Here is a 26,000-nt window from a genome sequence, read left to right as displayed (position 1 = left end):
GGGTGTTATGAATCCTGATATTAAATTTTTGCAAACCAACCCGTTAAATGTTTTTAATACATGTCTATTGAGATATTTCCTCATTTCAACGTTTTTTTATGACTTGCTTATTTGATCCCAGCGGGCGACATAGTATCGTTCGATACCGCTTTCCATGTTGGCTTTAGGTTTTTTTGGAGCTGAGCAATCTGGCCAGTTCAGTTGTTGGCATGAAGCGTCTTTGGAACTGCACAGGTCCTTTATTGCGGCAGCAGCACTCCATCCCTAAGTGGGTGCCTGTCACGACTTAGTGCTGAATGGAGAACTTTTATTCCGAGGTTGCTTGTGTTCGATCAGTGTCTTGAACAACATAGGACTCACATGTTGTATCCCAACGCCGTTGCTACAAAGCTTCACATCTCGGCGAATGTGTACAGAGCAATCCCAATTGCAGCCAATGTGTGCCGTTCACTTCATCTCTTGTTCGTTTGAAGTGTCCTGTATTGATGGCTCTGGCATGTGTCACCGCCTACGGATCAAGCGTTGGGGATAAATGGCGTACCTGCTTACCGGAGTGCGCTTTTGGTGATTACATATATTTGAATGATTTGATAGTCCTGTGAAATCCGAGCACTGCTCATCATGTCTCAGGACAGACAGCGTCCCGCAGCATATCCTGCTCACCGGACTGATGGTTCGTTAGCATGTGCTGAGCCACCAATTCGGTGTTTCTGACCTTGGATGTGCATACAGTCTCGCCACTGAGATTGGCATGGTAGTTGTTAAGGTGTCTGGCTGGTCTCCGCTCCACCAAGAGCTACACCCTCTGCGGAGCAGTCTCAATCGATTCCGCTACTCTGGAGAACATCTGTGTGTTCGGATATTGGTTTTAGCGGCCAATCTATCGATTCACCGCATGAGCTTGCTGCTTAATCCTGCAAAGACTGCTTGCTATATCTTCCTGCTCCATATTTCTGGAGAGATGACTATCTATGCGAAAAAAAGGTATTGAGGGTGTGCTGTATGGGACTAAAGAATGTTGTACCCGATGTAATCATACCGATATCACGTTCTGTTTCGCGTGTGGTGCTGGGCCAGTTATACTCGTTACACTACTGCTGATACAGGTAATGCACGAATCGCACGCTGCTTGACTGAACCGACCCACCGTGACAAATACACGTGCTCGAGATGCTTGCGCCACTTCACCTAACCGTCACCATCCACATTTGTTCTGATTTACATTCCGTTCATCTTTCTGTGGGGAGGATCGTTGGGCGGTTAGGCCGTTTTATTTGATATGGAGAACTGACAATGAACATACGTGTCCTGACCTTTGCTCTGATTGCCACTGTTACGGTGACTGGCTGCAGCACCGCTGGCTTTGGCTACGGCACTGGGTATCGCGGCGGCTACAACCAACAGCGTTGCAATGATTGTGGTGTTGTCACCCGAATCAGTGTGGTGCAGTCGAACCGCACTGCTCCGACGGGTATCGGTGCCATGATCGGTGGCGTTGTCGGCGCAGTAGCTGGGCGCCAGATTTCCAAGAAGACTGGGGGAAGTAAGGGCAACCAAAATCTGTCCACATTGGGCGGGGCTGCTGCCGGCGCCTTAGCGGGCAACACGATCCAGAACAACGTCACCGGAGACAGCTATGATATCCAAGTGCGCATGGACGATGGCCGCGTGATCGTGATCAACCAAGCCGATCTGGGTGGTGTCACTGAGAAGTCTTACGTGCGTGTATTCAACGGTCGCGTGGTGTTGCGTTAATGCACAAAGACTGCTCAGGCTCCTTCTTTCGCATGATTTATGGTGATGCTTGCAGATTGGGATCCCGGTGTTAAAACAATTCAAGGAAAGCCCTCTGCAGAGGGCTTTCTTTTTGGTGGAGTGAACGTACTTAAGGGAGCAGTTTTTAGGCCATGTATATAAATAGTGGATCATGGATGCCAGCATGTAGGCTGTTTGCATTTGGTTACGGCTTTGATTTTCTGGTAATTGGTGATCTAGATCATTTTAGATTAGTTCATTGTGCTATCTGATTTTCTTGAAAAAAGTGCTCATAAAAAATAATTAATTTCCATGAGTGTTATCGTTCACCAAATAAAGTCTGAAATAGATGGTTGATACATTTGGATATGGAATGTTTTAATGGGTTTTAGCTGTTGATGGCCTTGGTTATACCCATCGGGTATACGCATTACTGGACTGGGAAGTTTGTGTTCGAACAGATCTGAATATGCCAAAGCTGGCAGAGAAGCAGTCCCGAACGACGCACTGCTCAGTGGATAACATAGCACCGGAATCCCGAAGCCCGCAGAGTCTCTGGCTGGACAAGGAGGCCCGCATGGTTTACCGGGCGGTGGCAGCAAGCGTGCCCGGTCACCACTGCATAGCGATGGCAATCCAGTGTTGTCTTTACGCTACAGTGTTTATTTCGCCTGCCACGACATCGGAGCATTGGGTTGGCAGACAGTCTGTCGAGATTGCCAAGCGAGGATTGGCCGGCACCCGATTTCAACACGATCATGTGGTGACAAAAGCACTTGCAGCTTGCTATACCCTAGGTCGCAGGGCTGAAGGTCATTTCTTAGAGGATGTTGATGCAATGATTTGTTACTCTCACCGAAAATGTAACTAAAGTCCTAGGTATCACTGGATTACCCCACAGTTCAGGATTTGCGGAGTACAGAAGACATTTCAAATGACTTCCAGCTAAAACATTTAAAAGGATTAAACGTTGATGGAAGCTGATTGCAATGAAATCGAAGATGGACCCAATCATGGATCTACTACATCAGGTTGGACGATCCACGATGCTTTACCAAGCACAGCAATTTCAACGTGCTTAAAAAATCTGCCAATTAATAATCAGCGTATTACTGAGTAGCTATGAATCCACGTTTATTTAATTTTTGTGTGTCAATGTAATAGAGTTTACTGAGTAAATTTTCTGAGGCGTACAGTGCGTTTGTTTGAATATGAATATAAAACAGTTTTTTGAAATCTTGGTAGTGCTTCTTAAGTTAAGTTGTTTAAACTAGTAATCTCCTTTAATGATTGCGCTTTTTTTCTGAGGAACGCGAGTCGTTATCGGACTGTTGGAAATGCTGTCCAGTCATGGCGTGCATTTATTTTTTCGGGTACTGATTATTGCTTTACGGTGCCTGAGCAATTCGTATTTACTATCAGAGTAGCCGGGCAGATATTCTATTCATTAACACATTTCTTTTTTTAGTTCTTTTCTATCCTTCATAGCCATCTTGGGAATCTCTGTTGCGTTGCTTGTCATGGATGGTAAGTGTGATTGCTGCCGAGCTGAAATAGTATCCAGTGATAGCAGGGTGGCCATTGTTAGTAGCACTGAGAATGCTTGATTGTTGCAGTGCGCTGTAGTGCGTCAGTCGGATGGAGTGATTACTGATAAACAGCGGTTTGTTGTCTGAATTTAGTAACAGGAAAGGTCGCCCCACGCGTGCGCTGTCTTCAATGATCAGGGGCTCTTTAGCTATCTCGTTGCATGGCAGCTATCCCCGAGCACTAACAATCCATGACGTTTGTGCTTGCTCGTTCCCGTACAATTCCGTTGCCCAAATACCCGTCCAGCTCTGCTGAATGCAGTCAGTAGATCTCATTCTTGCTGAGCAGAGATGGCTATTTTTTGTTCGTGCAGTCCCAGCATTGCGTCTTAGTGGATCTATTGAGCGATCACTATTAATTTATATTTCTTCAGCTTCGCTCCGAAGGATGCGCTCCATCCTTACAGCTTAGGAGTATCGGAGGCTATGGGACACAGATGCACAGGGGTTAGATAAAAACAAAAAGGCATCGCTCGGGAGTCTGTAGAGCGATGCCTGATGAGGAGATACTTGGGGGAGATCAGTTTGCTTTATGGATTGCGCGTTTGCTGACCGCCATGGCCGCGTCGTGAATTGCTTCCGATAAGGTTGGATGGGCGTGGCAGATGCGGGCTAGATCGTCAGCCGAGCCGCTGAATTCCATAGTCAACACCCCTTCGTGTACTAATTCGGAGACGTTAACACCGATCAGATGTAAACCCAGCACGCGGTCGGTTTCAGCATGTGCCAGGACTTTCACAAAACCGGACGGTTCTCCCATTGCGACGGCTCGTCCGACCGCTGCGAACGGGAACGAGCCAGTTTTGTACGGAATGTTGTCTGCTTTGAGTTGCTGTTCAGTTTTACCGACCCAGGCAATTTCTGGTTCGGTATAGATCACCCATGGGATGGTCTCAAAGTTTACATGGCCTGGCAGGCCGGCGATCAATTCGGCGACTGCGATACCCTCATCGAAGCTCTTGTGAGCCAACATCGGGCCGCGTACGCAGTCGCCAATGGCCCAGATACCGTCAATACCGGTGTGACAGTGTTCGTCCACCACGATCTGGCCACGCTCGTTGAGCTGTATACCCGTGCCATCTGCAAGCAAGCCTTTGGTGGCGGCCTTGCGGCCTACAGCCACTAACAGTTTGTCTACAGTGAGTGTCTGCTCGCCGGAGGTATCGGTGTAGGTAACGATGACTTCCTTTTTGTTGTTTTTACTTGTGACTTCGGTTCGGGAGACCTTGGCGCCGAGCTTGATGTCCAACCCCTGTTGCTTGAATTCTTTGGCGGCGGTTTTGGCAACCTCGGCGTCAGCGGCGGCTAGAAAATTTGGCAGTGCTTCAAGAATGGTGACTTCTGCACCGAGGCGCTTCCATACGCTACCTAATTCCAGGCCGATCACACCGGCACCGATCACTGCCAAGCGCCTTGGGACTTTGGTGAAGTCCAGTGCACCGCTATTGTCCACAATCGTTTCACCGTCGAACTTTGCAAATGGCAGCTCAATTGAATCTGAGCCGGCTGCCAGGATCACGTTGGCGCCTTTCAGTTCGACTTCATGACCCTCATGTTGTTTCACTTTGACCAAGTTGCCAGGTTGCAATTGGGCAAATCCATAGTAGGGAGTGATCTTATTTGCTTTGAATAGCATTGCGATACCGCCCGTGAACTGTTTCACGATTTTGTCTTTGCGAGCAATCATCGTTGCGACATCGATTTTGGCATCTTTGAAACTGATGCCATGTTCGTTGAACAGATGTCCCATGTTCCAGTATTGGCGGGAGGAGTCGAGCAGTGCTTTGGACGGGATACATCCCACACGCAGACAGGTGCCGCCTAGGGCGGGTTTACCGTCCTTGCCGAGTGCTGCATCGACGCAAGCGACCTTCATACCCAGTTGGGCTGCGCGGATTGCAGCATGATAGCCAGCCGGACCGGCTCCGATAACGATGACGTCGTAGTGTTCACTCATTGGTTTTTTCCTGTTCTTGTGTGATCGCAACGTCAATGAGTAGACAGCTTTGACCGCTCTCTATGTTGTCTGCGTACTCTTTGCATTTTTTTCTACTCATTCGCGGATAAATGCCACATTGATCCTCTGCATCCTGGCGATAAAGAGATTTCTTTCTATCAGTCTCATTAGGATGGAGCCGCTTGAAATATATGTCTTCTAGCTGATGGTAGCCGGCACATTGACGCAGTGAGTACATCAGATTCTTTCACAGACATTCGTTTTCGGTCTTGAGTCGATCAAGGTCGTCTCTCAATTTTTCCTTTGCTTCGCTTTCACGTGAGACTTTGATTTGACCAAAGGTATTGATGAGTGCGGCGACGACGGTTGCTATTGCGATGACTGTAGTACTAATGAGTGCGATCGATGTTCCATCCATGTTTTAGTGCCTTCCTTATAAGTCGAATAGCATCCGTCCGGGTGTTTCCAACTGATTTTTGATGTCTACTAAGAACTGAACCGAATCCTTGCCATCAATGATGCGGTGGTCATATGACAGCGCCACATACATCATCGGTGCAATCACAATTTGGCCGTTTTCAGCGATTGGGCGCTCCTTGATCGCATGCATCCCCAAAATCGCGCTTTGTGGCGGGTTAACGATGGGGGTCGAGAGCAGCGAGCCGAAGGTGCCACCGTTGGTCACAGTGAAGGTGCCACCCTGCAATTCTTCTAGGCTTAGTTTGCCGTCGCGGGCTTTCTTGGCGTAATCAGCGATGCGATGCTCAATGTCGGCGAAAGACATCCGTTCGACGTTGCGCAGTACCGGCGTGACTAAGCCCTTGTCAGTGGATACCGCGATCGAAATATCGCTGTAGCCGTGGTAGATGATGTCTGTACCATCGATCGAGGCGTTGACCAACGGGAAGCGTTGCAGTGCATTGGCGGCCGCTTTCACGAAGAAGCTCATGAAGCCCAATTTGATACCGTGAGCTTTCTGGAATTCATCTTGCAACTCTTTGCGGGTGGCGGAGACCTTGGCTAGGTTGATTTCGTTGAATGTCGTCAACATTGCAGTGGAGTGCTTCGACTGCATGAGGCGTTCGGCGATGCGTTGCCGGATACGGGTCATTGGGACGCGCTCTTCTACACGTGTACCACTCGTGCGGGCGACTCCACTTTGCTTAGCAAAATTGATGATGTCTTCTTTGGTGACTGCACCACGGCGTCCACTCCCTTCGATCTGTGTTGGATCGATCCCTTCGGTCATTGCTGAGAAACGAGCGCCTGGAGGGAGACTGGTAACGCTGGATTGAGCCGCCGGAGCGGATGGGGTCACCGGTTTCTGATCGAGCATCGCAGGTGGTGCGGCAACGGTGTGACCTTCTTCAATGATGGCCAGAATCTGATTGCTGGTGACAGTGCTGCCGGTGTCGAACTTGATTTCCTTCAGCACGCCGTCGACGGGTGAAGGGACTTCCAGTACAACTTTGTCGGTTTCCAGATCGACTATATTCTCATCGCGTTTGACCATCTCACCGGCTTTCTTGTGCCAGCTGGCAATGGTGGCGTCTGAAACGGATTCAGGTAATACCGGGACTTTAACTTCGATGGTCATTCGGGATGTGTCCTAAGGATTCTTGTTCTCGGAAGAATGGTTATTCAGTGACGTGATCGTTTAATGGATTCAACAGTGCATCGGCCACCAGGTTTTGTTGTTCGAGCATATGTTCGGCCATGTGCCCGGCGGCTGGAGATGGGGAACGAGGACGACCGGCATAGTGCAGCGCCTGGCCATCAGCCAGTACGGCTTGCAGGTGATGCTTGATCTGATACCACGCGCCCTGGTTTTGCGGTTCTTCCTGGCACCACACTACGTCGGTAGCCTTGTTGAAGCGTTTCAGTTCGTTGGCCAGCAACACACGCGGGAACGGATACAACTGCTCGATACGTACGATCGCTACGTCGTTTTGGCTTCGTTTTTGCTGGTTTTCTAATAGGTCGTAATAGACCTTGCCGGCACATACGACGATGCGCTTGACGTGCTTGGGGTCAGCCGCATGGTCTGGGATCATGTGTTGGAACTCACCGTGAGCCAGCTCGTCCAAAGTGGATACCGCGAGCTTGTGGCGTAGCAGTGATTTAGGTGTCATGACAACCAACGGTTTCCGCGTGGACATGCGCATTTGCCGACGGATCATGTGAAATGCCTGTGCTGGAGTGGTGGGTACGCAGACCAGCATATTTTCCAGTGCACACAATTGTAGGAAACGTTCTAAACGTGCGGAACTGTGCTCCGGACCTTGGCCTTCATAACCGTGTGGTAAGAATAGCGACAGGCCGCTGATGCGCCCCCATTTGGCCTCACCGGCAGCAATGAATTGGTCAATGACGACTTGGGCACCGTTGGCGAAATCGCCGAACTGGGCTTCCCAGATACACAGCGCGTTGGGATCGGTGGTCGAGTAACCATACTCGAACCCCATGACGGCTTCTTCGCTGAGCAACGAGTCGATCACCGTGGCGTCGTCGGGGTTGTCGACTAATTGGCGCAGTGGCAGATAATAGCTGTCGGTTTTTTGATCGTGCAGGATTGCATGGCGGTGGAAGAAGGTGCCGCGCCCAGCGTCTTGGCCGACCAAGCGTAGCTTGTGGCCTTCAACCAGCAACGTGGCATAGGCCAAGTTTTCGGCGAAGCCCCAGTCGCACGGCTGCTCACCAACAGCCATTTTCATGCGGTCTTCATAGATCTTGGCGACCCGCGGGTGCAATTCCACATCGGTTGGGATGGTATTGATGAGCGCGGCTAACTGGTTCAGCGTCTGACGCTTGACATTTGTCTTGACGGTGTCGTCCAGCTTGCCGGACAAGTACTTGGACCAGTCGATCACGAATTCATCAGTGTGTTTGCTGGCAAGTTCAGTGGTGAATTCCCCTGAGTCCAGTTTGGCGCGGTAGTTGTCTACCATTGCCTTGGCCTCGTCTGCTGAAATGACTCCTTCGCTCTCCAGTTTGGTTGCGTAAAGCTCGCGGGTGGTTTGGTGCTTCCGGATGGCCTGGTACATCACTGGTTGCGTTGCGGCCGGCTCGTCTGCTTCATTGTGTCCCCAACGGCGGTAGCAAACTAGGTCAATGACGACGTCTTTCTTGAATTGCTGGCGGAACTCATAGGCTAATTGCGCGACGAAAACGACGGCGTCTGGATCGTCACCGTTGACGTGGAATACCGGCGCACCAATCATTTTGGCGACATCGGTGCAGTACAGGGTGGAGCGGGCATCATCGCGCGCACTGGTCGTGAAGCCGATTTGATTATTGATCACCACATGCAGAGTGCCGCCGACGGCGAAGCCACGTGCCTGCGACATCTGGAATAGTTCCATGACCACACCTTGGCCGGCGAATGCAGCGTCGCCATGGATCAAGATCGGTAGCACACTTTTGCGTTCGGTGTCGCCGAAGCGCTCCTGGCGCGAACGTACCGAACCGGCGACGACCGGATCAACGATTTCAAGGTGCGATGGATTGAAGGCGAGCGCCAAATGTATCTGCTTGCCATCGCCGACGGCGATGTCGGCCGAGAAGCCCATGTGGTATTTCACGTCCCCGGTGTGAGCGCGGTTGTCATGGACGTGCTCGAACTTGCCCTCAAATTCGTCGAACAGTTTGCGTGGATTCTTGCCTAAAGTATTGACCAGCACGTTCAACCGGCCGCGGTGGGCCATACCGATCACGATGTCTTTGACATCATTATGCCCAGCTTGACGTACGACCGCGTCCAGCAGCGGAATCAATGCATCGCCGCCTTCGAGTGAGAAGCGTTTCTGGCCGACATACTTAGTGTGCAGATAACGTTCCAGGCCCTCTGCGGCAGTCAGACGTTCTAGGGTACGTTTGCGGCTGGCTGCGTTACCAGCAATCTTGCCACCGAGATTTTCCAGGCGCCGATAGATCCACTGGCGCTGCTCGAATTCAGGGATATGCATGAATTCTGTGCCGATGGTGTCGGTGTAGGTTGCTTTTAAGTGTGCGAGCAGATCCCGCAGCTTCATCCGTGGTTGGCCACCGATGCCGCCAGTGCTGAATTCACTGTTGAGATCGGCTTGTGACAGATCATGAAATGGTAGATCCAGATCAGGCGGGTTGATTGGCAGAGTCAGAGCCAGTGGATCGATTCGAGCACCCAGATGGCCACGTGAGCGATAAGCGGTGATGAGACGACCGATGTTACGTTCACGCTCGTCATCCGGGCCCTGGCTGGTCCCGGTTTTGACAGCTTGCTTGGCTGTGTCGGCGATGTGAGCGATGACCGCTGAGTGTGGGATGTCACCAGCATCGCGCCCTTTGAAGCCGTCAAAGTAAGTTTTCCACTTGGGATCGACGCTATTGGGCGAGACGAGGTATTGCTCGTAAAGATCTTCAATGTAGGCGGCATTGCCGCCGGCGAGAGGGGAAGATTGGGTAAACTGCTTGATTAGATTGTCCACGATGGTCAGTCGGGTCGATGGGGTTGGCTACGTCCGCGATGCACGGATATGTCTGGGCGATGCCCTTGAGTCATTGTCGAAATTATAACCCTATGAATCCTTAAGGAGGTGTACTTACACGTTCCGCCAAGGCATTTTGTTCCTGACTTAATTTCTCAGGACACGTTCAACGTGTACGTACTCGGGTTTGTTGGGATATTTAGGTGTGATGAGCGGCAGTGCGTGACATTTTCGATACGATTGTGCCGTCTCTAGCGATGTTTTGGACAAAGTCCCTGTGTAGCAGTACGACGCTGCATGTGTGGCTGACTCATTGCTCAACAACAAATGGTTGTGGCGGCCTTTGGCACCGTATGCGTGCGGATTCCAACGCTGTTGCTGACACTATTTAAATGCGTTTCAGGTGCACATAGGCTTTGCTTCCCTGTCGTTAATGCTGTGTGTCAGCCGCTTATAGAGCAGCGCGCATCTAAAGGGTATTCAGCTGCGCAATGCTTTTTACTTGGTATCGGCTGTTTATTTTGACGTGCTAGAACTGGTGTTCGAGCAATCGAAATCGGATCTCTTCATCATGAAGTCAGGATACTGCCCTGGATACGTTTCAGTGGGTTGTCGAGGTTGTTGACTTACCTGTTTCTTGGCGGTTGCTTGTGTTTTCCGGAGCACAGTGGGACGTTCCAGCCTACAGATGCTTTTGGGGTCGGTCACTTACTGGCCCCATGTTGCTTGGGATCGTCGGAGGCTTAAGTGTTTTTCTGATGCAGCAGGTTGGTGCGTTGGACTGCATCTTTATGTTGCCGCTGAGACTGTGCATCGTATGTATCTTGCATATGCAATAGCGAGATCTCAGGGCATTGGCGGACGGATCATTGAGCTTGCAGTGTGAAGTCTACTGATGTGGGGCACCTTTCACGCCGTATTCTTTAAGCTTTCACAGTGGAGCAATATAGAGACGCAGGTAACATGACTTTAGGCCTAGCCAGGATCAAATCCGAATATATCCATCGAAAGAGCATCATGATTCGATCAATGGATACCAAGTTTGGACTGAGTTCGAGTACACAGCCATCTTCAATGTGACAGTGTCGTTACGTCGCCAGTGCCCTAATGACTTGGAAAAATCGAGAGTTTCAATGCGCCGCTATACCTTGGATGGTTTGAATTTGATCTGATTTTTTGAGAGCAACGGTTACCCCATTGGAGGGGTTTGCGATGATCTGCGCAGCATTGTTCCCCTGATGCAGAAGCAGTTGATGAAATGCGATATACAAACCAACGGATGGTGGAATGTATCAGGGAACGAAGATGCCAGCCTGTTTTAATAGCCAAGTATCAGATAAAGAGAGCCTGATGACGCATATAGCACATGATCCATTGCAGTGACGTTTGACCTGTGGTTAGAGCGCGATGCCCGGATATCGTGGACTGATTCTTAAGGTGAGGATCAGCCTTGCCGGCTTGCGCAAACCATATTGCGCTAATGCTACATGAGGTGTCTTGTGTGTGGATACATGACTCTAAATGTAGCGGGGTATGACCGTGCAACCATGCCAGTGGTTGCATCATGGCAATGGTCATCGCTGTGGTTCAGAGACAGGCTCAGCACAATGGGTGGCATGGGGATACAAACGATGGTTAGGGGCAGAGCGTTGAGGAGGATGCCTCCTGGTTGTTTGCGTCTTTGTCCGGGGTGTTGTCATCCATGTGGTAGTGACCCTGGGCCACTAGGTTGAGTAATGCTGTGCGGCCACGATCGGAGAGTTGTGTGTAGGTGTGGATGTCGACCCGTTCGGCTGCGGCTAAGCGTTGTGCATCCTGACATGTGAGTGTGAATTCCAGACCGCTGCAGAATAACTTGGCACCACGTGTGGCATGGCACCAGGCTGTACGCGACCACGGGTGGCGTATCAGATCGCCACCGGCGGCGAGGGCATGTTCTAACGTCTCGCGGTGTGGTGTCGTGGTGTAAGGTGCGATGGTGTTGGAGGTGCGGTAAGTGGTGATGAAACGACCGAACCAGCTGCCGAGCCGGTCCGGGTCGTCGTGCATCCTCAAGGCGTTCAGGGCCGTGATCGCACGATGCATAGCCGCTGCGTCGATTTCGTACGGGTCATTGGGTCGCTTGAGGTCTGCGTCGTGGTAACGCACCGTTTCGTCGGCATCGCTGATCAACGTGTCCAGCCAGTCGCTGACCAGCTCGGCCGAGGATGGCGCACGCATGCCTACCGAGTACGTCAAACATGGATCCTCAGCGATCCCGTGGTGTGGCACTAGTGGCGGCAGGTAGAGCATGTCACCTGGTGCCAGCACCCATTCGTGGGTTGGGTCAAAGTGGCGCAGTAGCTTGATATCTACATCGTTGCGAAAATCCAGCGGCGGTGCCTTGTGGCCCATGGTCACGCTGGCGTCGATTTGCCAGCGGCGGTGTCCCTGGCCCTGTAGCAGGAAGACGTCGTAGTGGTCGACATGGGCACCGACCGAGCCGTTGGTGGTGGCGAAACTGATCATGATGTCATCAATGCGCCAGCGTGGCAGAAAGCGGAAATGTTCCAGGAGCGCGTGCACATCCGGGTCCCACTTATCGACATCCTGGACCAGCAGGGTCCAGTCATGGTCGGGTAGCCCGGGAAATTCCTCTTCCTGGAAAGGTCCGTTACGCACCTCCCAGGCGCCGGTGTTGCGGTCGTGGCGGATCAGACGGGACAGGACATCTTCCTCACAGGCGAGGCCGGCGAGATCCTCGGGGGTCACTGGGTTGTGGAAGTCAGGAAACGCGTTGCGGATCAGGAGCGGGCGTTTGTGCCAATAGTTGTGCAGGAAATCCTCGGGCAGTATCCCTAACGGGTATTGATCGGTAGCTTGAATTTCAAAGGGAAATAAAGGTGCGGAACGTTTCATCTGTGTTGGATTTGAAATGGGACGGCGGAATGATGTGCCCCGTGAAGATGTCTATGTTGTTGTACAGAGATGCTCGTTCTGCTGTTGAGCATCTCCATCGTAGGAAGAGTGCACTCATCGTTGCGGTCGATGATCTGTTGTGGCTGTGACTGTGACTTGGAGCGGTGCAGTCGACCAGGTGCTTGGGGTGTGTCCGCCAATTTTTTGGGCAACCTGCTTAAAAATCAGAGTGTGTTGTGCATGTTGTGCGGTGTGTTCGGCGCATTGCAGCTTTCTAATCATTGATGGATGGGGCACATATGTGATGTGCGGCGAGAATACTCTGAAAAAATCCGTTTCACTTCATTGATCAATATGGGGCTCACTGTCTTTCAGGTGACGTCTCCAGAACATCCTCGATTGTGGTTGAGAAGGATTGACTCTATGTGACGACGTGGTTCCAGATGATGTTGCATACCAGATTTTCTCTGGTACAGACCAAGCTGACTTTGCAATGTGTCGGCGAAGGACGCATCAATGGGGCGGAAGCAGGGTTCACGTTCCTGGAGATGACTTAGATGTTAAGTGCCAGCTGCTTAGCCAGGCCGATATAAGCTTTAGGAGTTAAATCATGCAGGCGCTGCTTGGCTGCGGTGGGCAGATCCAGTGTTTCGATGAAAGCGCGCATCGAGTTGGCGGTGATGCCCTGACCACGAGTCAGGGCTTTAAGTTGCTCGTAAGGGTTGGATAGGCTGTGACGGCGCATCGTTGTCTGTACTGCTTCGGCCAGTACTTCCCATGCGGCGTCGAGGTCGGCGTCGATGCGTTCTGGATTCGCACTGAGCTTGTGCAGCCCTTTGTTTAAAGAATCTAAAGCAACCTGGGTATGGCCGAACGCGGTGCCGAGCGCGCGTAGTACGGTGGAGTCGGTGAGGTCACGCTGCCAGCGGCTGATCGGTAACTTGGCCGAGAAATGCTCGAATAGTGCGTTGGCCAGGCCAAAATTACCTTCGGCGTTTTCGAAGTCGATGGGGTTGACCTTGTGTGGCATGGTTGAGGAGCCGACTTCGCCTTCCTTCAGTTTTTGTTTGAAGTAACCCAATGAGATATAACCCCAGAGATCGCGTGCCAGGTCGATCAGAATGGTGTTAGCCCGGCGAGTAGCGTCGCTGATCTCGGCGATGGTGTCGTGCGGTTCGATCTGTGTGGTGTACGGGTTGAACACCAAGCCCAGATTCTCGACGAAACGCTGTGCGAATGCAGGCCAATGGATCTCCGGATAGCTAATCATGTGTGCGTTGTAGTTGCCGACGGCACCGTTGATCTTGCCGCTCAACGCAACCGCGGCGATCTGCTGGCGCTGGCGTTCCAAGCGGGCCACCACGTTGGCGATTTCCTTACCCAGTGTGGTGGGCGAGGCGGTTTGCCCGTGGGTACGTGAGAGCATCGGTTGTGCGGCCTGAGTGTGGGCCAACCTGCGCAGGTGTGCAGTGATACCGTCCAGCGTTGGGAGCAATACCTCATCTCTGGCCTGTTGCAGCATCAAGCTATAGGACAGGTTGTTGATGTCCTCACTGGTGCAGGCGAAATGTACGAATTCCAGTCCAGGGCGGAGCTCAGCATCGTCCTTAAGCTGCTCTTTGATGAAATATTCGACTGCTTTCACGTCGTGATTGGTGGTGTGCTCAATCTCTTTCACGCGTGCGGCGTGCTCAATCGTCAAACCGTCGGCTAACGCATGCAGACGTGTCTGTGCGGGAACGGAGAACGGTGCCAGCTCGACAATGTTTGGTTCTGCGGCCAGCGCCAGAAGCCATGCGATCTCGACCTTCACCCTGGCTTTGATCAAGCCGTATTCGGAGAAAATGGGCCGCAATACATCGACTTTAGACATATAGCGGCCATCAAGTGGCGACAAAGCAAGTAGGGATAAATGTGACATGGCAGTGGCTGAGGGAAGCGGGAGCACCTCTATTCTACGCTGCACCTGTCTTGGCGTTCTTGGTTGGAATATGCTCTATTTCTAGTTCTGTGATGCTGCTTAGGGGCCGCTGTGGCAGTGGCTACACACCATGCCAATCAGGGTGTTGTGAAAGTGCTCCAGCACGGTGAGGTTCACGGGATGGATGCTCCGCGCTATCAAGAATCCTTGAATGCACCAGTCCAGGGAGAGCACCCGGACTCCGGGACGAAGCGGCGTGTGGTGCACATGTTGGTTGCTGTGCGCGGTTTTGCCGATAGCGCTTGATGGGGCGCTGAAGGACGTGAGGATGCCGGGTTGGCTGCCTATGGGAGTAGAGACGTTGTCTAAAGGTATGAAGGGAGTATCTTGCGGGTGTGCCGTTAATTCTGGAGTGCAGTTTTTTGCCGCTTTTCGGTTCCGTATCAGGCGGAACACTGATCCCTGGAGATGCAGATGAGCAAAAGCAAGCGTTACAGAATCGAACACGACAGTATGGGTGATCTACAGGTGCCTACGGATGCGTTGTGGGGTGCGCAGACGCAGCGTGCGATCGAGAATTTTCCGATTTCCGGGCGGCCAATGCCCCGCGGTTTTATTCGCGCGCTGGGTTTGATCAAGGCGGCTGCGGCAAAGGTCAACGCTGAGCTGGGGTTGTTACCTAAGTCAGTGGCGCATGCGATCGAGCTGGCTGCATTGGATGTGGCCGAGGGCCGTTATGACGCGCATTTTCCAGTCGATGTTTACCAGACTGGCTCGGGAACCTCGTCGAACATGAATGCTAATGAGGTGATTGCCATGCTGGCCACACGTGCCATCAAGGAGCGCATACACCCTAACGATCATGTCAACCTTGGCCAAAGTTCCAACGATGTGGTTCCAACAGCGATTCGGATTTCGGCGACGATAGCGGTGCGGGAACGGTTATTGCCGGCGCTCAAGCATTTACGCAAAACGATTAACAAGCGTGCGCGTGGTTTGGAGAACGTGGTGAAGACCGGGCGTACCCACCTGATGGATGCGATGCCGCTGACGTTCGCTCAGGAGTTCAGTGCGTGGTCGGCACAGATTGTTTCGGCGGAGGCGCGTTTGGGTGACACGCTGAAACGGTTGCGTCGGCTGCCATTGGGAGGGACCGCAATCGGTACCGGCATCAATACCGATCCACACTTTGGTGGCAAGGCGGTGAAGGTGCTGTCAGCGTTGACGGACATTCGCTTTGAGCGCGCAACCAATAAGTTTGAGGGATTGGCAACGCAGGACGATTCGGTTGAATTATCTGGTCAGTTCAACGCGTTAGCCGTGGCATTAATAAAGATTGCTAACGATCTGCGCTGGATGAACGCTGGGCCGCTTGCCGGTCTGGGAGAGATCGAACTGCCGGCATTGCAACCGGGAAGTTCGATCATGCCAGGTAAGGTGAATCCGGTGATTCCAGAGGCCGTGGTGATGGTGGCCTCGCAAGTGATTGGCCATCATACCGCCGTGACCGTGGCTGGGCAGAGTGGCAACTTTCAGTTGAATGTGACTTTGCCGCTGATCGCTTACAACCTTTTGGAGTCGGCGACGTTGCTTGGCAACGTGGTGATGCTGTTGGCTGATAGAGCCATCGCTGGTCTGAAGGTGCGTCAGGATCGAGTGCAGGAGGTGCTGGAGCGCAATCCGATTTTGGTGACGGCGCTGAATCCAATCATTGGCTATGAGAAGGCGGCGGTGATCGCCAAGCGTGCTTACAAGGAAAATCGACCGGTGCTGGATGTGGCATGCGAGGAGAGCGGTCTGAATCCAGCGGAGTTGGCGCGCTTACTTGATCCGGCCGCTTTGACTCAGGGTGGGGTTCATGTCATCGGTGGAGGCGGCTGATAGACAGGTGATTCCGATGGATCAGGGGCTGTGTCATTGCGAGGATGTCTCGCTGTGGCTGCTGGGTGATTGCTGCCACTGTGCTTTTAACCTGGACGCATCCAATCTCATGTGTGGTGAATGGCGGTGTGTCCAGCAGATGTGATGGAGCATGGTTCGACGTGCAACGATGAAGGGCTACCTCTTACGATTGTTGTGATGATGCTCAGCGTTGCGATGCCTTCAGGGTACTGAAACTTTCCTGGTAGGGTTGCAGCGATGGAATATCGTGTAGCAGCTCGGTCTTCAGTGCGTCGATTTCTGGTGTGGTACTTAGTGTCAGTGCGTTCCGCATGGTTTCTGGCCTATTGTTTGGTGGCGTTATTTCCATCGCTTGCTGACGCAGCATTTGCAGGTGTCCAAACAGCTTCTGCAATTTGAGCCGTGTGGCGGGTGATTGTGGTAAGTCAATATCATCGATCTTCAGGGTGCCGTCTGGCAGGATGAGCGCGTTGGCGGCGGGTGCGCGGCGTAGCATGACGGCCTGGCTGGTGACTTCCACGCGTGGTTTGGAGCGTTCCGCGCGTGAGGTGGCTGGCTGGCCGCAGGCGGATAGTGCAAGCATTGCCAGTATCAGGAGCATTATCTTGTTCATGTGTACCTTGGCAGATAAGCGCACGCCATTGTAGACCGTCGTGTGAGTGGTTTTGGCGGCTTTAGTATTTGATACTGGCTTGGCTCAGTGTCACATACGTCTGATTTGCTGCTGAGTATCTGTTCGATTGTTTTTACTCTTTCCGCAAGGGGAGGATGAGCGAGCCGATAGACAGAACAGAGCACATGCTGGATGGTGCGCTGTAAGTCGGTGTTGGTCTCTGCATATGGTCCGGTGCAGGACGATGTACAGGCAGCGCTGGGTTCTACCTGATTTGGATTGAGACTGGGATCTGTGGCGTGAATGCACTGCTGGGTAGGAAGAATATCTTGTGGATGGGGAATGTACTTAAACAACGGCATGAAGCTTACGGCGAGGTCATGTTGTAAGAGCATCTCCAAACAGAATGTTCTCCTCTGGAGACAGTCTCAAATGCGATACCGGTATGGGTGGAAACGCTTAAGGGAATGATGGCATTCCTTTCCCCTCCAAAACCGCTTGCACCATGTCGCCTGAGGTTTTCAGGGATATAAACTTTTCTACTTGATCACTCCTGCGTCGGTCATTTGCACGTATTGACTTAGCAGTTCTCTGCAAGGTGCTTGCTGGTGTAGTGTCTGGCAGGATCATGCGAGCGGCGCGCTGCGTATCGGGATTAACTTCACCAAGTGCCCGCCGTATGTTTATTGTCAGGTTGTATTGCAGCCATCGCATCAACTTTTAAAGTAGTGCTTAACAGCCTCTGTTCCTGATGGTCGATAGTTACACCGGACCGTGGTCGGTGATGTTGTCTATCCTGAAACAGCCAAGGTCAGCCGGTGGTTGCATGCTGATCGCGTTGCAGTCTGCCCTGCAAGCCATCCACCGTTACATGCTCGAACGCCGGAATGATGTGCTGTGCCTGTTTGGGTGACTCGATGGGGTTTTACAGTTATAAGCAACGGCATTAATGCATCAAGGATTGAGAAGAGAATAGACATCCGATCATGCCGAGCGCTGCCTTGTCTTTTTCCAGGTCGATCCTCTTACATGTGGCCGAGGTACAGCCGCCGCTCGGGGTGAGGCCGCTTATGCGATCCGAATGCAACTAAGACAGAAGTTCAGAGCTCGTTGTTGCGGTGGCGTAGATAGATAGCGGCGATGATGAGGGCTATACCTACGGATGCGCCGATCCATAGGTCGGAGCTGTTGTAAATGTGAACGTTGTGGCCTGGTTGCAGTTGCAGTAGCAAGTTAACGAAGTTATCTGGGTCCTGCTTGGGATAAGCGTTGTATTCACTCACTTTCTGTGGCCACCAGCTGAGGGGAACGATGCTGAGTAGCCCACGGTAGACGAGCATGTACCAAATATTAAACAAAGGCAGGCGGACACCCGGCATTGCTTCCAGGATGGTGATCATTATGCAGCTCAGTATCGGTAGCAGGAATGCCCACAAGAACGGTTTTGTTCTGGCCCATGCTGAGCAGAACATCAGCCAACCTATTGTCGGCAGCGACCACAGCAGCTGTATCGGGATGATGTTCAGCAGCGACGACAAAATCTGAAATGGATGCGAGTGAGTGATCATCGCCCATGGATACGTTTCCCCTACGGCCAGCAGGCCGCCGGTCGCCACCAGGAGTAGCGCCAGCCCGATCACCAGTCCAATGGCCACGGAGATCAGTGGCCCTGGCAGCAGAGCCCATGCGGCTTTAGACAGCACTGTTTGGGTGTCGGAGATCGGCAGCGACTTCCAGAACAGTATGGTGCGGTCATGGCGGTCGCTGTGCAGGCTGCCCAGTGCATAGAAAAGCATGGAGAAGGTGAGTACCAAACTGGTTAAACCGATGCTGCTCAGTATTAGGATGTCGCCCGTGATGCCGAGGAACTGCTGGTAACTCTCCGGATGACTGATGTTTGTGAGGCCGCGGGTATTAACCACACCGATCACTGTACCGAGTATGGCGAAAAATACGGCAATCGCTCCAGTGATGACTGGCGCCCAGAAGAAGCCGCCGCGATGTTCCCAATATTCCCGCTTGAGCAGCCATACGAAGGTTTTTAATTGAGTCAGGATAAGAGCGTTCATGTGTAGGTTCCATTCATGACGGCCACAAACAAGTCAGCCAAGCTGGGGGTACTAGCCGTACCGAGACCTACGAGCTGATCTTTGGGGATGCCGTCAAACAGCATCACTGTCTTCTCCAATGACCGGTGATGTTCGTCGATGGGACCCAGTGCGCGTGCGTTGTCGAGCTTGTCGCTATCCACTAAAACTTCGGTGTAGCGCTTGGCTACGTTTTTTACGTCCGCATTGAGTACGATTTGGCCGTCGCGGATGAACATCACATCGGTGAGGATGTGCTCGATCTCTTCGATTTGGTGGGTGGTGATCAGGATGGTTCTTCGTTCGTCGAAGTAGTATTCCTGCAAATGCCGGTAGAACTGTTTACGGTAAAGGATGTCCAGGCCCAAGGTCGGTTCGTCCAGCACCAGCAGGCGTGCGTCGATGGCCATCACCAGCGCCAGATGCAATTGCACAATCATGCCTTTGGACAGCTCACGCACCCGTGCTCGGCGGGGCAGTTGGGTGCGTTCCAGGAGACGCTCACACTTAGTACGGTCAAAGCGTGGATGTACCCCGGACACGAAGTCGATTGCTTCATTGACCCGTAGCCAGCGTGGCAGCACCGCCACATCGGCGATGAAGCAGACTTCGTTCATCAGTGTGTTGCGTTGCCGGTATGGGTCCATGCCTAGCACTTGTAACTGACCTTGGTAGCTGGTCAGGCCCAGGATTGCTTTCAGTGCAGTGGTTTTACCGGCGCCATTGGGGCCAATCAAGCCAACGATGCGACCAGGCCCAATGCGAAACGAGAGACCGGCAAGAGCTACGGTATTTTTATAGGTCTTAAGCAAGCCCTTGGCGACGATCACAGTATCGTCTGCTGTGGCGTTCATGAGATTCGGTTCCTTTCGGGTAGCAGGTATTCCAGGTGCAGCTCCAGGCACTGGAGGTGTTCTAGTACGGCAAGCCATCCCTTTTTGAGGAAGTATTCGCGATTACTACTGCTTAGCTTGAGTGTTGCTTTCTTAGTCATCAACAGGTCAAACCTGGGGCGTTTCCCGATCATGTTGCCGTCAGATATTCTTGGCAGGTGCGCAAGACTGTGATGGGGTTGAGCGGGGATTCGTCCGCTACTTGGGGTATCGCGGGCAGAGTATCGTCCGGTTTGGTCAGTGTCTCTGACAGTATGGTGATCACAGGTTCTTTCAATTGCCTGTGGATTTGAGCACCCTCGCCCCATGTGATATTGGCTATGGATCAACGCTGTGAAAGCAGAAGCTGTGTAATGAATGAAATAGAGCATTGACAGTGACGTGCTTCGGTGTTCCGCTGATCTCGGCGCTTGGTATGGGCGCTTGACTTTCCTTGTGCCATTCCTGAAGCCTCATAATCGATGGTTCATGCCCATGATTTGACAGGAGGAAATTTTAAAGCTGATGACTGCGAAGGTCAGGCGATGCAGGAGAAATAACAGTGTGAACGGTCGGATGAGTGACTTGCAGTTCGCCCTTTATACACTAGGTTCTATGTGATTTGTGATGAAAGTAGGAAATGGTCGCATTACCTGCGCGCAAGTGCCTGTTATGTCCAACCAGTGGCGATGCAATTTCGTAATTTATGTTGCCTGCTCTGAAGGAGAATAGATGAACGTGCTCAAGAAGTTGAGGTTTCTTGTGTTGGCTTTGGCTTTGATTTCGAGTGTTGTATTGGCGGACGGGAAGAGTCTGCTGGATTTGGATTACCGTCCACTGGCTGGTAGAGACTCTATCAATCTGCAGCGTCGTTATAGTGGCAAGGTGTTGTTGGTCGTCAATACTGCCAGCAAATGCGGTTTTACCCCCCAGTACGAAGGATTAGAGGCATTGCACCAGAGATTTTCGCCACTTGGCTTTGCTGTACTTGGTTTTCCATCCAACGACTTCAAGGGGCAGGAGCCCGGTGATGAACAGCAAATTCAGAAATTCTGCACGCTGACTTATGGAGTTAAGTTTCCAATGTTTCAGAAGGTTCACGTAACAGGCGATGAGGTCACGCCACTGTACCAGCGCCTGACGGAGATGACTGGTGTGGCGCCGGGCTGGAACTTCCATAAGTACCTCATCGCGCGTGACGGCCAGGTTGTGGCTCAGTTTGATAGCCGCACGCGACCTGATGATCCAATACTTCTGGAAGCGATTAAGCGTGAGTTGGCTAAGCCGGTGCCGGTAGCCCACTGAGTAGGCACACGTGCAGTAACGGTTTGTATCCCTGTGGCAGTCTTTGCGGCATCAGTGTTGTCTTTCGCTGAATTGTTTGCTTGGCCTGCCACGACACAAAGCAGTTGGGCGGCCAAACCGTCTGCTGAGATTGCCAAGCCTGAATTGAGCGCAGCGGGATTTCAACACGATCTTTCGGTGACAGAAGCACTTACAGCCTGCCAATCCTATCGTGGCAGAAGTGATGTTTGGGAACTGTTGTGGGTGTCAAGAGGATCAGTGAAGAATCATGGAAAACGGAGCAGCGCGGTGCTGACTACTGTTGTCAGTAAAGCACAGTGCGTCTGGGGCTTGACCCCCACATCATAGGAGATACGAGCCATCAAGGCCGCCAGTAACCGTGTGGGGTGATGCTCCGATGCGGTCGAAACTTTCAGACCAGAGGGTTTCGGCCATCAACCATTGCCACGGCGGCCATCGCTGCTATTGGAGTCTCCGTCATTAGAACCAAGCCTGTAAGAAATCCCGGGCGATGGAAGACATATTCTCTTGGGGACCATGCAGGCCATCAACTATCAGGAATCATCCGGGCAACCCATTGTCTGGGTCTGGCGATGAGGGGCGACTACCAGTGATGCCCCGTTGCAACCAAAATGCGGTATTTGAAACTGCTCGACAATTATATAAAGTCTGGTAATTTCGGCCGTTTCGACCAACTCCGAATTTCTGTTACCGTCACGACGGTATCAATCGGTCTTGAGATTGAGAATGCCTGAGCTGCTTATTCATTATGTGCATGAGACACTACGCAGTAGTGCTGCAGTCGCGGCTTACCTCATGATTTTATCCTTCCAGGAATAGCACTGAATGAAGATGGAAATGCGCAATGCTGTCGTGTCACTACTGGTCGCAGTAATGTCGGCCTCCTTGCCCGCTATGTCGCAACAGTTGGCCGCGGTTGTGAACAATCAGGAAAAAACGGTGTTGAAGACCGAGAAGGAGAAAGTGAGTTATGCCATCGGTTTGGACATCGCGAGAGCGCATTTGTTCGAGCTGATTGCCCAAGATATTGATGTTTCTGCACTACAGCGTGCCATCGAGAATGCGTTCAAAGGAGGGCCGCCTTTGATCTCGGAAGAAGTGGCTCAGGCGACCGATACGGCGCTCCGTGCTGTGTTGGCTGTTCGTTCCGGGCAACAGCAGACGCCGGGTAGTACAGTGCCTGCTGTATCTAAAGAGAACGTTGGTCTATTGCTGGGTGGCTATATGATCGGTCCGTCACTGCTTGCGATCAAAGACGATATTGATCTTCCCGTCCTTCTGCAGGCACTGCGTACTCGCTTCGCAAAGCGTGTACCGTTGATGAATGAACAGGAAATGGCGACAACGATGCAATCGTTCGCAGCTTCTAAACAGGCCGTGATTGCCGGAAAAAATCGCGATGATGGCAAGGCTTTTCTATCTAAGAACAAGAACGAGAAGGGCGTGGTCACCACCACTTCGGGTCTCCAGTACATGGTATTGCGGCAAGGTAGCGGCGCACGCCCGACCCCAAGTAGCAAGGTGCGTGTCAACTATGAGGGCAAGCTACTCAACGGCCAGGTGTTTGATAGCTCTTACCAGCGTGGTCAGCCGGTTGAGTTCAACCTGGACCAAGTGATTAAAGGCTGGTCCGAAGGTGTATCGTTAATGGCTGTCGGTTCCAAGTACCGTTTTTGGATTGCTCCTCATCTGGCCTATGGCGAGCAAGGGACTCCGGGTGGTCCGATTGGTCCTGATACAACGTTGACCTTTGATGTAGAGCTCCTAGGTATCCTTCCTTAATCCCCGCCTAAGGAGTCATCTCTATGCATGTTGCGATTTTCGGTACTGGTTATGTTGGTCTCGTCACAGGAACTTGCCTTGCTGAAGTCGGAAATGAGGTGTTTTGTGTTGATATCAACCAAGTGAAGGTTGATGGTCTCAATCGTGGAGTTATCCCTATTTATGAGCCTGGCTTGGAGCCGATGGTCAAGGCCAACCATGCAACTGGCCGACTGCGCTTTACTACCGATGCAGCCGCTGCCATTGCCCATGGTGAGATTATTTTTATCGCTGTTGGTACACCGCCGGATGAGGATGGTGCTGCTGACTTGCAGTACGTGTTAGCGGTGGCACGTACTATCGGCCAGTGCATCGACGGGCCGGTGATTGTGGTCAATAAGTCGACGGTGCCGGTGGGTACTGCCGATCAGGTGCGTGCTGCAATCCAGCATGAGATGGATAGACGTGGCGTGGACTTTGAGTTTGAGGTGATGTCCAATCCGGAGTTCCTGAAGGAAGGTGATGCGGTTGCCGACTGTATGCGTCCGGATCGTATTGTCATTGGCGCCAGAAATCCGGATGCAGTGGCTCGAATACGTCGCCTGTATGCGCCTTTCAACCGTAACCATGATCGTATTGTCGAGATGGACGTACGGTCGGCCGAACTGACCAAATATGCGGCCAATGCAATGTTGGCGACTAAGATCAGTTTTATGAACGAGATGGCCAATATTGCTGAGCGTGTCGGGGCTGATATTGAATATGTGCGTAATGGCATCGGTTCTGATCCACGCATCGGTTGGCACTTTATCTATCCCGGAGTTGGCTATGGTGGTTCGTGTTTCCCCAAGGATGTAAGGGCGTTGGCCCGTACTGCACGGCAATACGGTGTGGAGCCGAAACTGCTTGACGCGGTGGAAGAGGTCAATCATGCACAGAAGGGGCATCTGTTTGAACTCATCCTGCGCCACTATGGATCTAGCGGTGAGAGCATGGTCTTGGCTGGAAAAACCTTCGCAGTGTGGGGACTGGCGTTCAAACCTAATACGGATGATATGCGTGAGGCTTCCAGCCGCCGATTGTTGATGCAGTTGTGGGAGGCTGGCGCCCAAGTGCGCGCTTATGATCCGGAGGCTATGCAGGAGGCGCGTAGGATATTCGGTGAACGTGATGATTTGGTATTTTGTGAAACCGCGTATGCGGCGTTGCAACGAGCCGATGCGTTGGTTGTAGTGACTGAGTGGACACAATTCCGCAGTCCGGATTTTTTTGGCATTCGAGATGCTTTGAGAGATGCTGTCGTGTTTGATGGCCGCAACCTTTATGATCCGCAGGAGATTGAAGCAGCTGGGTTGGCCTACTATGGGATTGGGCGAGGTCGTTCGTTGTATGCATGAAGAAGCACCGGGACCGTGTGACTGTGCGTTTGAAGCGCGCTTGATCGAGCTGGAAACGCGTCTCTCTTTCCAAGAACAGGCGTTGGCTGAAATAAGCGAAGTGTTGGCGGAGACTTGCTTGAAGGGGACCCGTAATGCTGAGTTGATTCGTCATCTGCTCGAGGAGTTGGGCAAGGTACGCAATACACTGTACGTGCATCCGATCGACGAACCACCGCCGCACTATTAATCGTCGGTTTTTCTTAAATTCCCTTTGTCTTGCCATCATGAGCGATAGTTTTCGAGACCAGTTGGTGGGTTTGGGTTTCAAGCCATCTCCCAAACCAGAAAGTAAATCCAGTCCCGGGGGAAAGGGACGTCCTGTGCATGCCAAGTCGCGCAACTCAGGGAGTGTGTATGGTGCGCGTCCACAACCAAGTTCCAGCGACAGGCCAAGTTTCGGTGAGCGGACGCAAGGACGTTTGCTGCGTTCTCAGGAGGACATCGACTTGGCCAAGGCTTACGCGATCCGAGCCCAGCGTGAGAAGGCAGAGCAGATGGAGATCGAACGCTTGAAGCAGGATGCTGCGCGCCAACGGTGGGAGGCCAAGACGAGGTTTGAAGCGTTGGTCAAGGATAAGGTGCTTAATCACCCTGAGGCTGATATTGCCCGTTATTTTTCTTATGGAGGCAAGATCAAGCGCATCTACGTGACTGCTGATCAACTCAAAGCGCTTAATGCGGGTGAGTTGGGCGTGGTTCAACTTAAAGGCCGCTATTTGCTGGTGACTGCGGAGTTGCTGGCGCAGGTTGAGGTGGTGTTTGCGCCTGCGATTGCATTGAAAATCGATCCGAATGTGCCGGAACAGGGAGATTCCTATGCCGATCCGAAATACCAAGTGCCTGACGACTTGGTGTGGTAAGTATTACGTTTAACGTTTTGGATACCCCGTTTCTTTATCCAGGCAAGCAACGGATGCGGAAGATGCCGTGAAGGATAATGCTTCAGATCCTTGATGGCTTCACAGGTGTTCAGGCGTGTTTTTCGTCGTTTCTGACTTCACAATGAGTATTGTCTGTCGGTCATGTCTTATGACTTGGCAAGTCAGTCTTGGTGGTCTGATGGCGGACACTGTTTCGCAGCGTTGTATATTTTTGAATTCCTTATTCAGTGGAATCGGTGTTAAGACCGAATGCGCTGCTTTGCCCACTTTGACTAACTCATATTGTCTTGTTTAGATAATGACGATTTCACATTTCATTGGATGTCTTCGCTTTGTTCGTCAGGACGTTGTGTTGTATCTCGTTCAATTTTAGTAACAGCAGTCATTGAACCTTTGTCCATATTGTATATGTATGAGTCGCTCAGCCTCTTCGTATGGAGAGTTGATGAGACGCATCAATACTCAATGCTCAGTTTCTCATGTGGTGTATCCAGCATATTGGCTGGCACGCCATGCGGGATCCTAGTCATTGT

17 protein-coding genes are annotated in these 26,000 nt (G+C 52.0%); 8 read left to right on the top strand and 9 right to left on the bottom strand.

Translation table 11 applies throughout. From position 1 onward, the window contains the following. Positions 1-1,293 precede the first annotated feature (1,293 nt). Positions 1,294-1,755 (top strand): glycine zipper 2TM domain-containing protein, encoded by a 462-nt coding sequence (locus tag PLS229_RS07750; protein WP_038272652.1) that lies wholly within the window; start codon positions 1,294-1,296, stop codon positions 1,753-1,755. A 2,109-nt stretch (positions 1,756-3,864) separates the two neighbouring features. Here the strand turns inward: PLS229_RS07750 and lpdA are convergent. The 5 genes from lpdA to purB form a co-directional block, all read right to left on the bottom strand. After that, the gene (gene lpdA, locus PLS229_RS07745) at positions 3,865-5,301 is read right to left on the bottom strand and encodes a dihydrolipoyl dehydrogenase (RefSeq protein ID WP_038272654.1); all 1,437 of its coding nucleotides are present in this window, start codon (positions 5,299-5,301) and stop codon (positions 3,865-3,867) included. A 433-nt stretch (positions 5,302-5,734) separates the two neighbouring features. Continuing rightward, entirely contained in the window at positions 5,735-6,898 is a 1,164-nt protein-coding gene (sucB, locus tag PLS229_RS07740) for a dihydrolipoyllysine-residue succinyltransferase (protein ID WP_038272655.1), read from the bottom strand. A gap of 40 nt (positions 6,899-6,938) precedes the next feature. Next, positions 6,939-9,767, bottom strand: a complete 2,829-nt coding sequence (locus PLS229_RS07735; protein WP_114867160.1) for a 2-oxoglutarate dehydrogenase E1 component — start codon at positions 9,765-9,767, stop codon at positions 6,939-6,941. Between the two features lie 1,635 nt (positions 9,768-11,402). Next, positions 11,403-12,665, bottom strand: a complete 1,263-nt coding sequence (locus tag PLS229_RS07730; RefSeq protein WP_038272522.1) for a ribosomal protein uL16 3-hydroxylase — start codon at positions 12,663-12,665, stop codon at positions 11,403-11,405. Positions 12,666-13,218: 553 nt separating this feature from the next. After that, positions 13,219-14,586, bottom strand: coding sequence for an adenylosuccinate lyase (purB, locus tag PLS229_RS07725; protein WP_038272523.1), 1,368 nt, complete (start codon positions 14,584-14,586; stop codon positions 13,219-13,221). Between the two features lie 474 nt (positions 14,587-15,060). On the opposite strand from purB, the gene PLS229_RS07720 reads away from it, so the two are divergent. Continuing rightward, positions 15,061-16,467 (top strand): class II fumarate hydratase, encoded by a 1,407-nt coding sequence (locus tag PLS229_RS07720; protein WP_038272527.1) that lies wholly within the window; start codon positions 15,061-15,063, stop codon positions 16,465-16,467. A 205-nt stretch (positions 16,468-16,672) separates the two neighbouring features. Here the strand turns inward: PLS229_RS07720 and PLS229_RS07715 are convergent, their stop codons facing one another. Beyond that, positions 16,673-17,101 carry a hypothetical protein gene (locus tag PLS229_RS07715; protein ID WP_038272529.1) on the bottom strand — a complete coding sequence of 143 codons (429 nt, stop codon included), beginning with the start codon at positions 17,099-17,101 and terminating at the stop codon, positions 16,673-16,675. A 781-nt stretch (positions 17,102-17,882) separates the two neighbouring features. Here PLS229_RS07715 and PLS229_RS12475 point away from each other — a divergent pair. After that, positions 17,883-18,014 carry a hypothetical protein gene (locus PLS229_RS12475; RefSeq protein WP_267903155.1) on the top strand — a complete coding sequence of 44 codons (132 nt, stop codon included), beginning with the start codon at positions 17,883-17,885 and terminating at the stop codon, positions 18,012-18,014. 187 nt (positions 18,015-18,201) lie between these two features. On the opposite strand, the gene PLS229_RS07710 is transcribed toward PLS229_RS12475, so the two are convergent. Genes PLS229_RS07710 through PLS229_RS07700 form a run of 3 tightly spaced genes read right to left on the bottom strand, consistent with a single transcriptional unit; the run spans position 18,202 to position 20,182 of the window. Next, positions 18,202-19,170 carry a hypothetical protein gene (locus tag PLS229_RS07710; RefSeq protein ID WP_038272533.1) on the bottom strand — a complete coding sequence of 323 codons (969 nt, stop codon included), beginning with the start codon at positions 19,168-19,170 and terminating at the stop codon, positions 18,202-18,204. Continuing rightward, complete coding sequence (locus PLS229_RS07705) at positions 19,167-20,042, bottom strand: ABC transporter ATP-binding protein (RefSeq protein ID WP_038272536.1); 876 nt, start codon at positions 20,040-20,042, stop codon at positions 19,167-19,169. Before PLS229_RS07705 ends, PLS229_RS07710 begins: the two co-directional genes overlap by 4 nt. Beyond that, positions 20,039-20,182, bottom strand: coding sequence for a hypothetical protein (locus PLS229_RS07700; protein ID WP_160199330.1), 144 nt, complete (start codon positions 20,180-20,182; stop codon positions 20,039-20,041). The genes PLS229_RS07705 and PLS229_RS07700 overlap by 4 nt, the downstream gene beginning before the upstream one ends. A gap of 610 nt (positions 20,183-20,792) precedes the next feature. Here PLS229_RS07700 and PLS229_RS07695 point away from each other — a divergent pair. The 5 genes from PLS229_RS07695 (at position 20,793) to PLS229_RS07675 (ending at position 25,446) form a co-directional block, all read left to right on the top strand. Beyond that, positions 20,793-21,365 carry a glutathione peroxidase gene (locus PLS229_RS07695; protein WP_038272538.1) on the top strand — a complete coding sequence of 191 codons (573 nt, stop codon included), beginning with the start codon at positions 20,793-20,795 and terminating at the stop codon, positions 21,363-21,365. An 846-nt stretch (positions 21,366-22,211) separates the two neighbouring features. After that, positions 22,212-23,168, top strand: coding sequence for an FKBP-type peptidyl-prolyl cis-trans isomerase (locus tag PLS229_RS07690; protein ID WP_038272539.1), 957 nt, complete (start codon positions 22,212-22,214; stop codon positions 23,166-23,168). Positions 23,169-23,191: 23 nt separating this feature from the next. Next, positions 23,192-24,544 (top strand): UDP-glucose dehydrogenase family protein, encoded by a 1,353-nt coding sequence (locus PLS229_RS07685; protein WP_038272542.1) that lies wholly within the window; start codon positions 23,192-23,194, stop codon positions 24,542-24,544. Beyond that, on the top strand, positions 24,537-24,773 hold the full coding sequence (locus PLS229_RS07680; RefSeq protein WP_038272561.1) for a SlyX family protein: 237 nt from the start codon (positions 24,537-24,539) through the stop codon (positions 24,771-24,773). Before PLS229_RS07685 ends, PLS229_RS07680 begins: the two co-directional genes overlap by 8 nt. Before the next feature lie 37 nt (positions 24,774-24,810). Continuing rightward, complete coding sequence (locus tag PLS229_RS07675; RefSeq protein ID WP_038272544.1) at positions 24,811-25,446, top strand: DUF2058 domain-containing protein; 636 nt, start codon at positions 24,811-24,813, stop codon at positions 25,444-25,446. Positions 25,447-26,000 lie beyond the last annotated feature (554 nt).

This window comes from Xylella taiwanensis (genome assembly GCF_013177435.1).
GTDB lineage: Bacteria > Pseudomonadota > Gammaproteobacteria > Xanthomonadales > Xanthomonadaceae > Xylella > Xylella taiwanensis.
The sequence above is the reverse complement of the archived record's forward strand: the minus strand, read 5'-3'. Positions and strand labels throughout refer to the sequence as shown.